Annotated in this window: 9 protein-coding genes; 4 read left to right on the forward strand and 5 right to left on the reverse strand. The window is 54.7% G+C overall.

Going from position 1 to position 12,102, the window contains the following annotated elements; translation table 11 throughout:
- Window positions 1-106: 106 nt before the first annotated feature.
- The 3 genes from ACR0KN_RS02570 to ACR0KN_RS02580 are packed head-to-tail and all read left to right on the forward strand — an operon-like array spanning window position 107 to window position 1,682.
- A complete protein-coding gene (locus ACR0KN_RS02570) occupies window positions 107-940 on the forward strand; it encodes a hypothetical protein (RefSeq protein ID WP_170539452.1) in 834 nt (277 codons plus the stop codon).
- A complete protein-coding gene (locus ACR0KN_RS02575; protein WP_170469928.1) occupies window positions 940-1,332 on the forward strand; it encodes a cell division protein ZapA in 393 nt (130 codons plus the stop codon). The genes ACR0KN_RS02570 and ACR0KN_RS02575 overlap by 1 nt, the downstream gene beginning before the upstream one ends.
- Window positions 1,332-1,682, forward strand: a complete 351-nt coding sequence (locus tag ACR0KN_RS02580) for an MliC family protein (RefSeq protein WP_170469931.1) — start codon at window positions 1,332-1,334, stop codon at window positions 1,680-1,682. Before ACR0KN_RS02575 ends, ACR0KN_RS02580 begins: the two co-directional genes overlap by 1 nt.
- Before the next feature lies 1 nt (window position 1,683).
- Here ACR0KN_RS02580 and grxD read toward each other — a convergent pair whose 3' ends face one another.
- From grxD to ACR0KN_RS02605, 5 genes are all read right to left on the reverse strand, one after another.
- A complete protein-coding gene (gene grxD / locus ACR0KN_RS02585) occupies window positions 1,684-2,046 on the reverse strand; it encodes a Grx4 family monothiol glutaredoxin (protein ID WP_170539459.1) in 363 nt (120 codons plus the stop codon).
- Between the two features lie 249 nt (window positions 2,047-2,295).
- The gene (locus ACR0KN_RS02590; RefSeq protein WP_010439863.1) at window positions 2,296-2,532 is read right to left on the reverse strand and encodes a BolA family protein; all 237 of its coding nucleotides are present in this window, start codon (window positions 2,530-2,532) and stop codon (window positions 2,296-2,298) included.
- Window positions 2,533-2,674: 142 nt separating this feature from the next.
- Window positions 2,675-4,834, reverse strand: coding sequence for a phosphoribosylformylglycinamidine synthase subunit PurL (purL, locus tag ACR0KN_RS02595; protein WP_170469940.1), 2,160 nt, complete (start codon window positions 4,832-4,834; stop codon window positions 2,675-2,677).
- A 190-nt stretch (window positions 4,835-5,024) separates the two neighbouring features.
- The gene (locus tag ACR0KN_RS02600; RefSeq protein WP_480651156.1) at window positions 5,025-7,262 is read right to left on the reverse strand and encodes a mechanosensitive ion channel domain-containing protein; all 2,238 of its coding nucleotides are present in this window, start codon (window positions 7,260-7,262) and stop codon (window positions 5,025-5,027) included.
- A 268-nt stretch (window positions 7,263-7,530) separates the two neighbouring features.
- Complete coding sequence (locus ACR0KN_RS02605; protein ID WP_170539465.1) at window positions 7,531-8,439, reverse strand: LysR family transcriptional regulator; 909 nt, start codon at window positions 8,437-8,439, stop codon at window positions 7,531-7,533.
- Between the two features lie 169 nt (window positions 8,440-8,608).
- Here ACR0KN_RS02605 and ACR0KN_RS02610 point away from each other — a divergent pair, with 169 nt between their 5' ends.
- Window positions 8,609-12,028 carry an indolepyruvate ferredoxin oxidoreductase family protein gene (locus ACR0KN_RS02610; protein WP_480651158.1) on the forward strand — a complete coding sequence of 1,140 codons (3,420 nt, stop codon included), beginning with the start codon at window positions 8,609-8,611 and terminating at the stop codon, window positions 12,026-12,028.
- Window positions 12,029-12,102: the final 74 nt, after the last annotated feature.

Below are 12,102 nucleotides of genomic sequence, written 5' to 3' on the forward strand. Positions count from 1 at the left end.
AGTGGGTATTTTCTGTTACATTCCGTTAGACTAGTGCAGAGAGCCGCCGCTTTTGATTCGGACAGGCGTATAGCAGAACGAACCTTGATAAAGAGGTGACAGGGGCATGAGTCAGATCGAAGAATTACAACGCCGTATCATTACTGCGATGGAGCGGATCGGCACCGGAGTCGAGGCACTGCAGGACGCTGAGCCCGCGGTCGATAATGGTGCTGCATTACGATCAGAACTTGAAGAAGAGCGGTTGGCCAATGCGCAGTTGGAAGAGCGGCTGAAATCGCTCATAGAAAGGCACGCTCTTGAGATTGATGCCCTCCGGGAGCAGGCGGGATCAGGAGAAGAAGTTGCTGCACTGCGTGATCAATTGGCCGAGGCGACCGCAAAGCTTGCAACGGTCGAGGCCGCGCGCGCAGAGTTAGCCGAGGCCAAGGCCGCTCTGGATAATAGCGACGAAGTAAATTCGCTGAAAGCCGAAATCGAAACCCTGCGATCCATGGAAAATGCCGCAGAAGAAGCCGAGTCGTTGCGGGCCGAGGTCGAGCAATTGACCCCCATCGCAGATCGCGCCGAAGAGATGGAGGCAGAGCTGTCCCGTCTGCGCGCTGAATTGGTCGATAGCGAGCGGCTGACCGAACTGAACGCCGAGCTTGAAATGCTGCGTGCCGAGCGTGCCAGCCATGGCGCGGCGATGTCGCGACTGGATGACGATTTGCAACGGTTGCGCAAGGCAAACGAACAGTTGCGTGGAACAGTGGATGAATTGCGCGCCGCTGCAGAAGAGGGTGTGACCGATGCAGACATGCTGAATCGCGCAACTGCTGCAGAGTTGGAGGCAACGCGTGCCGCAAGAGCCTCGGACGCGGCCGAAGCACATGCGGTTCTGGCCCGGCTCGAACCGCTGTTGACCCATGCCAATCTGGCTGAAGGAGAGGTTGAATAATGCCCGAGGTGACCATTCATATCGGTGGACGAGGATTTGATGTCTCGTGCCAGGACGGTGAAGAACCCTTTCTGCAGGCCGCGGCCAAGCTTTTGGATGATGAAGCACAGGTATTGTCGGACCAGATCGGACGCATGCCTGAATCGCGCATGTTGTTGATGGCCGGACTAATGTTGGCCGACAAAGCTGCAGCGCACGAAGATCGCCTGAAGCTGGCCGAAGCAAAGCTTGTGGAAGCCGAAGCCGAGTTGAATCGCCTGCGTAGTCAACCTCTGCCCGAGCCCGAGCGAATTGAAGTTGCAGTGGTGCCGCCTTCGGTAACAGACACATTGGCGGAGATGGCCGCGCGCGCAGAAGCGCTGGCTGCGGTGATCGAGGAAAGGAACGCCTGATGGGCTTTGTTCGAACGGCAGCGGGGGCCGCGGTATTGTCTTTTTACGCTACGGCGGGTTTGGCCGAGATCGATATACTGTCTGTGACATTTAACTGCGAGAGCAACACGCAGGTGCCAGTGTCCTATTTCAACGCCGCAGATGGATCGGGTGCTGCCGCGATGCTGATTGAGGACCAGTTAATTGCGCTGAAACAGGTTCAAAGCGGATCAGGTATTCGCTACGAATCTGTAGACGGGGCAGGGACATACACCCTTCGATCCAAAGGCTGGGAAGCTACGATCAGCCATCAGGCCCAAGGCAGCACAGCCCCCGAACGTGTCTTGTTCAAGGACTGCTCTAGCCGGTGAATTAGGCGTTTGCTTCACGGATTTTATCGGCTGCATCTTTGTCGTAGCCGACATTGTTTTCTTCAAACAAAGTATCCAGCTCTCCCGAAAGGGTCATCTCGGTGATGATGTCGCAGCCGCCGACAAACTCGCCTTTGACGAAAAGCTGGGGCACAGTTGGCCAGTCTGAATAATCCTTGATGCCCTGACGGACAGAGTCGTCCGCCAAAACATTCACGTCGGTATATTCGACACCCATGTAGTTCAATACACCAGCGACGCGCGACGAGAATCCGCACTGCGGCATCTCTTTGGTACCTTTCATATACAGCACCACGTCATTGGCTTTGACGGTTTCGTCGATCTGGGTTTTCACGTCGGTCATTTGGTGTTTCCTTTGCTCTTCGGCATTATTGCTTTGGCGTAGTCTTGAGGATTCTTCGGAATATGGGTCTGCGCCGAGCTAATTGCACCGTCATGTGAATTGTAGGAGGAATGCAGGAGGTGTTCTCCCTGTCCAGGTGGCGATCCTCGTCTTGTATTACGTCCCGCCTTTGAATGGTTCCAAGCTATGAGCGCGATCAACACAACAAAGACGGTGAATGTAATTGAGATTACAATCGCGTGCTCCATATTACTCCGGTACTTTCGTGGTCAGCGCCAGCGCGTGCAACTCTCCATCCGGGCCATCCATCTTGCCTTTCAACGCGGCATAAACAGCACGTTGTTGCTGAACGCGGTTCTTACCGCGAAAGCTTTCATCCACGACCATGGCAGACATGTGCACGCCATCGCTGCCACCAACCTGGATTTCCGCATCTGGAAAGCTCTCGCGTAGCAGAGTTTCAATTTCGTGGGCGCTCATCGGCATGTAGGTTTACTCCTGAAGGTCTTTCCCAAGATGTAGAGCGATGAGACGGGGCGTGCAAGATGGGGCCGGTTCCGTTCAACAACAATTCCTGCGCGCCGACACGCGCAAGAAATCTGTTTGATCGCACCAGAACAGAGATTGACTAGGCAACGGCTTCGGCAAAGCTGCTGCGGAACGTATCCGCCAGCTCGGCAAGCGAGACTTCGGAGCTGCCGATTTTGACACTATCCCCACTGAAACGTCCGACTGACACTAGGGGAACACCAGCCTGACCAGCTGCGATCATCAATGCTTCGGCCTGATCAAAGTTACAGGCGACCAGATAGCGCGCCTGATCTTCTCCGAACAGAAACTCGGTCGATGCGTCGTCGAGGCAGACGCCGACACCAGCAGCTTCGGCTAGTTCAAAAGCGGCTAGGGCAAGGCCACCGTCACCCAGATCGGTGCAGGCTTTGATCATTTCACGGTTGGCGCGAATGAACTCTCCGTTGCGCTGTTCAGCGTCCAGATCGACATGTGGGGCGTCCCCGTCTTCGCGGTTGAAGACTTCGGCCAGAAGGGCCGACTGGCCCAGATGACCTTGGGTTTCGCCGATAACCAGAGCGACATGGCCTTCACGAACCTCGTTGCCGATGATTTCATCGGCAGTTTGCAGCAGGCCTACGGCCCCAATCGTGGGAGTTGGCAGGATCGCCTGCCCATCAGTCTCGTTATATAGCGACACGTTGCCGGAAACGATGGGCATGTCCAAGGCTCCGACTGCGGCTCCGATACCTTGGATTGCCCCTACAAACTGGCCCATGATTTCAGGCTTTTCGGGATTGCCGAAATTCAGATTGTCAGTGGTGGCCAGCGGCTTGGCGCCCACGGCAGTCAGGTTGCGGTAGGCTTCGGCTACGGCCTGTTTGCCGCCCTCAACAGGGTTTGCGCGGACATAGCGCGGGGTCACGTCGCTGGTGAACGCCAGCACCTTGTCAGTACCGTGCACACGCACCATCCCAGCACCCAGACCAGGCGTGCGGGAGCTGTCGGCCATGACCATGGTGTCATACTGTTCGTACACCCACTGCTTGCCTGCGTAGTTCGGCGAAGAGAGCAGGGCGCGAAGGCCATCAACAGGGTCGATCTGGGGCACATCTGTCAGCTCTTCCGCGTTGGGCGTTGGTTCCCATGGGCGGTCGTACTCTGGTGCCGTTGAAGACAGTTTGGAAAGGACGAGGTCTGCTTTGACTTCGCCGTTATGCATGATCAGGAACCGGTCTTCGGCGATCGTTTCACCGACAATGGCGAAATCCAGATCCCATTTCTCGAAAACCGCACGGGCTTCGGCTTCAAGCTCAGGTTTGAGGACCATCAGCATCCGCTCCTGAGATTCAGACAACATCATTTCGTATGCGGTCATGTTCTCTTCGCGCTGAGGGACATTCTCCAGATCAAGGCGAACGCCGAGGCCACCCTTGTCTCCCATCTCTACGGCCGAACAGGTCAGCCCTGCCGCACCCATATCCTGAATCGAGATCACGGCGCCGGTCTGCATCAGTTCCAGCGTGGCTTCCATCAAGCGTTTCTCGGTGAAGGGGTCGCCGACCTGAACAGTCGGGCGCTTTTCTTCGATGGTGTCGTCAAATTCCGCCGAAGCCATGGTCGCACCGCCCACACCATCGCGTCCGGTTTTAGCGCCTAGATAAACAACAGGCATACCGACACCCGAGGCCGCCGAATAGAAAATCTTGTCACTGTCGGCCAAACCTGCGGCAAAGGCGTTCACAAGGCAGTTGCCGTTATAGGCTGGATGGAACCGAACTTCGCCACCAACGCAAGGCACACCGAAGCAGTTACCGTAGCCGCCGATGCCTTCAACCACACCATTCACAAGCTGACGGGTTTTGTGGTGGCCGGGCTCACCAAAGGACAGCGCATTCATTGAGGCGATGGGGCGCGCCCCCATGGTGAAGACATCCCGCAAAATACCACCAACGCCGGTCGCGGCACCCTGATAGGGCTCAATGTAGGAGGGGTGGTTGTGGCTTTCCATTTTGAACACCACGGCCTGACCGTCGCCAATATCAACCACGCCTGCGTTCTCACCCGGGCCGCAGATAACTTGTGGGCCTGAGGTGGGCAGTGTGCGTAGCCATTTCTTTGAGGACTTATATGAACAATGCTCATTCCACATAGCCGAGAAAATGCCCAGTTCGGTGAATGTTGGCTCGCGCCCGATGATCTCGAGGATCATGTCGTATTCCTCGGGCTTGAGCCCGTGTGCAGCAATCAGATCCGGGGTGATGGCGGGCTCTTGCATCTTCTGTCCTGTGTCCATAGTGGCCGAGATTGCGGGCCTTTTAGGGCAAGGGCGCTTCCGTGGGAAGGGTCAAGTCACCGCAGGGCCATTTAGAAAAGAAAATGCGGAACCGACAATGCCGCCGATTCCGCACATCTGGAGGTTGGCTTATAGATTGGCGCTGTAAAATCCCAGCGCCAATCCTACCGATTTAGGCCGGGTTCTGACCTTTGTTGACGGCATCAGCTGCAGCTGCACCGGCGGCTGCTTTTTGTTCTTCAGTCATATTCTCGCTGCCAGGTATCGCAACGCGCACCTCGCGGCGGGCGAAGTCGATGCCATTGGCGTTGAACTCTGCTTTCACGCGATTGAAGATTTCCTTCCGCAGCGTGAACTGCTTGCCCGGCTTGGCCATGAACTTGCCTCGGATGATCATACCGACATCATCAAAGTCGAACACACCCTGAGATTTGAACGGCTGCAGGAACCCATCTTTATGAGTTTCGTCCTGCATCATCTCGGCACCGATCTTTTTGAAGATCTTTTTGACTTTATTGGGATCGGTATCGAAAGGCACAGTGAACTTGAGCTTCATGATGACCCAGTCGCGGCTGAAATTGGTCAGCTTTTGAATCTCGCCATATGGGATCGTGTGAACGGGCCCGCGATGGTGGCGCAATTGCATGGATCGGATCGAGATCTTTTCGACCGTTCCCATCGTACCGCCGACATCGACATATTCGCCGACACGGAAGGCGTCATCGATCAGGAAGAAAATACCACCTACGATATCGGCCACCAGTTTTTGCGCGCCAAATCCAATAGCCAGACCCAGAACACCAGCACCGGCTAGTAGTGGTGTAATGTTGATCCCAAGCGCACTCAACGCCAGCAGGCCGAAGATGACGCAGATTGTGACCTGTGCGGTGATCCGCAGCAAAGGCAGAACCGTTGCCAGACGCGAACCACCAGCACCGCCGCCTTCGCCGCCGGCTTCTTCATCCAGCTCTTCCGCAGCAGTTTGTTCTTTCGCCAGACGACGATTGATCCAGAGCGAGACAATCTCGTTCAAGATGTAGCCGACTGCGATTATCAGCAGGAACTGGATGACCGCGCCACCGACTTCTGCTCCGATGCCAGCTGATGCGACATGGCGAAGGTCAAGTTGCCAGGCACGCGAAATCATCAGGACCACGAACAGTCCCGCAATAACCCGCCCAATCCGGATATAACTGCGCTTGGCCGAGCGATAGGCGCGTTCCGCCAAAGGTCCTTCACCTGATAGCGGCGGCTGCAGATGGCGGACCAATCCACGTATCAAAGTATCGAGCGCTGGTGCGATCAGCAGCCAGAACATAGTGGTGAAATGCGCCCCGGTTCCAATCACGCGCAAGATTGCCGGATTACGCTGTGCTACGAGGAATTCAACGAGCAACCAGATCACCACCGACACGCCAATGGCGAAGTAGGGGTAATAATGCGCGACCTCCTCATCAAACTTGGTGCGATCCGGGTCTGTGCCCAGCATCATCTGCGACAGTCCTTCGCGTGCAGTCCAGGCGATTATACCGATATAGATGTGGATTGCCGCATTCAGCCAAAAGCCGATGCGCGTCTCGTTTGGAGTAATTCCGTTGAGCGCATTGAAGCGGACAACAAACAGCGTGAAACCGATCAGGATCAGAAGGCCAATCAGATTTCTGTGCAGGTATTTAGCCCAGTGGTCATCAATATTCACCAGGCGGTATTGCGGCTTTTGCGGTGCGAGTACAAATCTTGAAACAGCCGCTCCAAGGCGCGGGACCCAAATCAAGAAGAATACGAATGGTGCGGCAAACGTGATTTGTTCGGGGGTCAGTAATGCGCGACCAAGCGCGCGGATAACCACGTAAAATACGATGAGACCGGCAATTTCGCGGCAAAACCGGCGGAATAGGTACTGCACGGCTCCCCAAAGGTCAGCTTCATCTCCGACTTCGGATGCCTTTGACCAGCGACGGGTTAGTATGCTGAACAGCTTTTCTGCTACATATCCAACCAGTAGGACCGATAGCACTAGCCCGATCAGGGTAAAGACTCCGGTTTCGTTGAATTTATCCGCAAAATTGCTGAACGATTTTATTTGCGCACTGACGATATTGGGAACTGTCGTTAATACTTGCGTCCAGGAGGTAACCATCTCCGCCCAGATCTCGTTCAGTTCAGTCAGCGGATCTTCGTGACCTTCCTTCTCTGCGGCATGTTTTTCGGCAACTGCGTCAAGGCGTTCAAGCAAGATCGCCCGTACCTGGTCATCAGACATACGCGCAACCAGATCATCGACTTGCTCAGGCGTTAGATCCTGGGGGATCGTAACCGTAGAAGTTGTGCTTGTGTCTTGTGCGTGCAGCGGCACCGCCAGAAACAAGACTGAAATCATCGCCAACAATAGGCGCAATGAATGGAACATGAATTAGACCTCGAACACGATTTTAAGTGTTTTTTCGGGATCATAGGCTCGTGTATTCAATTTTCCCAGTGCTTTCCTGAGAATTGCCGAACGTAAGGCCAAAAAAAAGGCCGAGCACTAAGCTCGGCCGTAGTCCAACAGGGAGGTATGAAGATGATGAGCGTTACAGCATCATCGCCTTCAATTGCTCATTTAGGGATCAGTTTGTTAACGATCAAGGTTTAATAGAAGATAAGATCGTCATGCCCGCTATGCCCTGAGTGCATGGCTAGAGTTTCCCCATCTGCCTCAGATGTTTGCGGTGGGCGATGATTTCGTCCTGCACGAAATCACGAAAGGCCGCGATCCGCTTGGAATGGCGAAGCTCTTCGGGATAAGCGAGGTAAACCGGTACATCAGCAGTTTCAATGTCCGAAAGGATCGGAACCAGATCGGGAAAGTCCTCGGTCACGTAGTCGGGCAGGACACCAATTCCAAGATCGTGGAGTACACCTTGCAGAACGCCAAAATAGTTGTTCACGGTTAATAACGATCCAGGATTATAGGTCATTAGGTGCTTTACCATCGAAGCGCCGGCCCCGACCTGAGGCGCAGATGGTGTCTGGCAGATCAATCTGTGCTTGGCAATTTCTTCCAGTGACTCAGGTTTTCCGCCGTGGCTGTCCAGATAGGCTTTAGTGGCATAGAGCATCATTTGCACTGTCATCAGGCGCTTGCGCACCAAATCCGCCTGACTGGGCTCTTTCATGCGGATGGCGACGTCTGCTTCGCGCATCGGCAGGTCAAGAACGCGTTCTTCCAACATCAGATCAATATTGAGATCGGGATATCTTTCGTAAAGCTTGGGCAGTCGAGGTGCGAGCCAGAGCGTTCCGAAACCAAACGTGGTGGTAACACGCAAAACACCGAACACCTCGTCCTCGCTGTCCCGAATTCTTGCAGCCGCAGTGTCCAGACGTTTGGACATTGCCGAAGTCGCGTCGAACAGCAATTCGCCTTGTTCAGTTAGAATCAGGCCACGGGCATGGCGGTGGAATAAGGTCGCATCCAGTGATTCTTCGAGAGCGCGAATTTGACGGCTCACAGCAGATTGAGACAAATTGAGCTTGTCCCCTGCATGTGTGAGGCTGCCTGCATCCGCAACCGCGTGAAATATTCTGAGCTTGTCCCAATCCATCGCCGCAACTTTCGTTATCTTTCGGCAGCCCTATATGAAACACGTAACAAATTCCACATTCAAACCGGGAAATCGTTACGGCAAAGGAGAAAATTACTATGCAGGTCAGTAATTATGACCTAAAATACCTAAAGATACAGCACACTAATCCGACGAGGGGAGACGTCAGATGAGTCAGCCGAAGATCACGTTAAATGATCGGTTTGATCTATCCAAAAGCCCGGTTCTTTTGAACGGAACGCAGGCGTTGGTGCGTCTGATGTTAATGCAGAAAGAACGTGACCGCGCGACGGGGTTTAATACTGCGGGTCTGGTTACGGGATATCGAGGTTCACCCCTCGGGGCTGTCGATTTGCAGATGTCGCGCGCTGAAAAGCAATTGGCCGAAAGCGATGTGACGTTTCAATACGGTCTGAATGAAGATCTTGCCGCCACCGCATTGTGGGGCAGTCAGCAAGCCGGGTTACGTGGCGACGGCAAGTTCGATGGTGTATTTGGCCTTTGGTATGGCAAAGGCCCTGGGGTCGACCGGTCCGGAGATGTGATGCGTCATGCCAACATGGCTGGTACTGCGCAACAAGGCGGCGTCTTGATGGCCATGGGCGACGACCATACGGGCGAAAGCTCGACCGTTCTGCATCAGTCTGAATGGTCTTTGGTCGATATGTATATGCCAGTCGTCAGTCCGGCCGGAGTTCAGGAAATCCTGGATTACGGCGTCTACGGATTTGCGCTGAGCCGATTTGCCGGGGTTTGGGTCGGGTTGAAAACGATGAAGGACACGATCGAGGTCACTTCGGTCGTTGATGGCAGCCCCGATCGGATGCAGATAACGATACCACAGTTTGATATGCCCGAAGGAGGGCTGAACATCCGGCTGGGAGACACGCCGCATCTACAGGAAGCGCGGGTCATTGACTATAAACGTTTTGCGGCTGAGACGTTCTCGCATGCGAACAAACTGGACAAACGGGTCTGGGGCAAACCCGGTGCCAAGTTCGGGTTTGTTGCTGCGGGCAAGAACTGGCTTGATCTGATGCACTCAATGTCACTGCTGAACATTGATGCGGACGAGGCAGAGCGACTTGGCATTACAACTTACAAGATCGGACAGACGTTCCCTCTGGATATGAGGGGTTTCCACGATTGGGCGGAAGGTCTCGACCTGATTGTGATCGTCGAGGAAAAGCGCAAGCTGATTGAGGTTCAGGTCAAGGAGGCGATCTTCGACGATCGGCGTGGTCGTCGCGTTTACGGCTGGTACAAAGGCGGGGCAGGGACGTTGCACCGCGAAGAGCTGTTCCCGACCAGAGGGGCGCTTGATCCAATCATGATTGCTGAAAAACTTGGGCAGATTCTGGTTGAGGAAGGCCATGATACCGATGGCGTTCGCGCAGGTCTTGCAAAACTGGACGAGGCGCGCCGCGCTGATAATGCTCAGGAAATCGCAGCAAGATTGCCCTATTTTTGTTCAGGATGCCCGCATAATAGCTCGACCAAGTTGCCGGAAGGCAGCCGTGCCTATGCAGGGATTGGCTGTCATTACATGGTGCAATGGATGGATCGCGAGACCACCGGATTCACCCAGATGGGCGGTGAAGGGGCGAACTGGATTGGCGAGGCTCCGTTCTCGACCACCAAGCACGTGTTTCAGAATCTTGGCGACGGAACCTATAATCACTCGGGCGTTCAAGCGATCCGGGCCGCGTTGGCGGCTGGCACCAATATAACCTTCAAAATTCTATACAACGATGCCGTTGCCATGACTGGTGGGCAAGAGAACGAAGGTGGTCTGAGTGCTGAGCGTATCGTTGCTGAGGTCAGCGCGATGGGTGTCAGCAACGTTGCCGTCGTCTATGACGAAAAAGAAGATGTGAACTTCGGGGCGCTACCCTCGGGCGTCGAGACCTTTGAGCGTGCCAAACTGATGAAGGTTCAGGAAAAGTTCCGCGAAATCGAGGGCGTATCAGTCATTGTTTATGTCCAGACCTGCGCTGCCGAAAAGCGCAGGCGGCGCAAGCGGGGCACGTTCCCGGACCCGGACAAGCGTGTGTTCATCAATACCGATATCTGTGAAGGTTGCGGAGACTGCGGTGTCCAGTCGAACTGTGTCTCAATTGTCCCGAAAGAGACCGAGCTCGGGCGCAAACGTGCTATTGATCAGTCGAGCTGCAACAAGGACTTCTCATGCTTGAATGGGTTCTGCCCTTCCTTCGTGACGGTAGAAGGCGCGAAAATCCGCAAAGAAGCCACCACTGAGCTTGATTTACCTGACCTGCCGGAACCTGAGCTGCCGCAGATCGATGGAACCCATAATGTCGTAATCACGGGTGTTGGCGGCACAGGCGTCGTCACGATAGGTGCGGTACTGGCACAGGCTGCACAGATCGACGGTAAAGGGGCAGGCATGATGGAGATGGCGGGCCTCGCACAAAAGGGCGGTGCCGTTCATATCCACTGCCGGCTTGCAAACCAGCCGGAAGACATCAGTGCGATCCGTGTCGCCACTGGTGAAGCGCACGCGCTGATCGGCGGTGATCTGGTGGTCTCGGCAGGGGCAAAAACGCTGGGTCTAACGCAGACTGGTCGTACCGGGGCAGTCGTGAACAGCCATGAGATCATTACCGGTGATTTCACTCGAGATACCGAGTTTACCATTCCCAGCGATCAGCTGCAGCTTGCCTTGCAAGCACGGCTAAAGGATAGGGTCGCACTGTTCGATGCAACCGATCTGGCCCGCGCGGTGATGGGGGATTCGATCTATTCCAACATGATGGTCTTTGGCGCCACATGGCAGCGTGGCCTGCTACCGATCAGCCATCAGGCGGTCATGGAAGCGATTGAACTGAACGGTGCGGCGGTCGAACGCAACAAACGCGCGTTCGAAGTTGGCCGCTGGGCTGTGACCCATCCCGAAGAGGTCAACAAAATCCTAAGGCCGAACGTGGCCGATTTACCTAAATCGTTGGATCAGATGATCGATTTCCGCGCGGCACATCTGATCGACTATCAGAGCAAGCGATTGGCCAAACGCTATCGTAATCTGGTCGAAAGCGTCGATGATCAGAAGGTCCGTGAAGCGATCGCCAAAGGCTACCATAAGCTCTTGTCCTATAAGGATGAATATGAGGTCGCACGGTTGCTGCTCGACAGTCGCCAGAAGGCAGAGGCCGAGTTTGACGGCGACTTCAAAATGACCTTCCATCTTGCACCGCCAACTTTGGGCACAAAGGGCGATAATGGACGTCCAGCCAAGAAAGCCTTTGGCGAGTGGTTTCTTGGCCCTCTGAAAGTGCTTGCAAAACTGAAAGGTCTGCGTGGCACTCCTCTGGATTTGTTCGGCTACACGGCGGAGCGCAAAATGGAGCGTGCTTTGATCCGTCAGTATGAAAAGGATTTGAAAGAGGTTCTGCCCAAGCTGACACCCGAGACTAGCAATGCAATTACGGCGCTTGCCGCTCTGCCTTTGGAGATTCGTGGATTTGGTCCGGTTCTGGTCGCGAATGAAGCCAAGGCCGCGAAACGGCGCGAAGAATTACTGGCTGTTATCCGCAATGGCGGGCCTCAAATGCAAGCTGCGGCAGAGTGAGGCTTTACAATCCTGTCATAAAATCTAAGCAAATTGGTTACCTCGTCATATTTAGTCGGTAGCAAACCGGAGTA

The sequence above is a fragment of the Ruegeria sp. AP7 genome (genome assembly GCF_056539905.1).

Bases quoted from the DNA above. Each gene is read 5' to 3' on its own strand.
- ACR0KN_RS02580 (WP_170469931.1), top strand. From the start codon at position 1,332: ATGGGCTTTGTTCGAACGGCAGCGGGGGCCGCGGTATTGTCTTTTTAC.
- purL (WP_170469940.1), bottom strand. From the start codon at position 4,834: ATGCAAGAGCCCGCCATCACCCCGGATCTGATTGCTGCACACGGGCTC.
- ACR0KN_RS02610 (WP_480651158.1), top strand. From the start codon at position 8,609: ATGAGTCAGCCGAAGATCACGTTAAATGATCGGTTTGATCTATCCAAA.
- grxD (WP_170539459.1), bottom strand. From the start codon at position 2,046: ATGACCGACGTGAAAACCCAGATCGACGAAACCGTCAAAGCCAATGAC.
- ACR0KN_RS02575 (WP_170469928.1), top strand. From the start codon at position 940: ATGCCCGAGGTGACCATTCATATCGGTGGACGAGGATTTGATGTCTCG.
- ACR0KN_RS02570 (WP_170539452.1), top strand. From the start codon at position 107: ATGAGTCAGATCGAAGAATTACAACGCCGTATCATTACTGCGATGGAG.
- ACR0KN_RS02600 (WP_480651156.1), bottom strand. From the start codon at position 7,262: ATGTTCCATTCATTGCGCCTATTGTTGGCGATGATTTCAGTCTTGTTT.
- ACR0KN_RS02605 (WP_170539465.1), bottom strand. From the start codon at position 8,439: ATGGATTGGGACAAGCTCAGAATATTTCACGCGGTTGCGGATGCAGGC.
- ACR0KN_RS02590 (WP_010439863.1), bottom strand. From the start codon at position 2,532: ATGCCGATGAGCGCCCACGAAATTGAAACTCTGCTACGCGAGAGCTTT.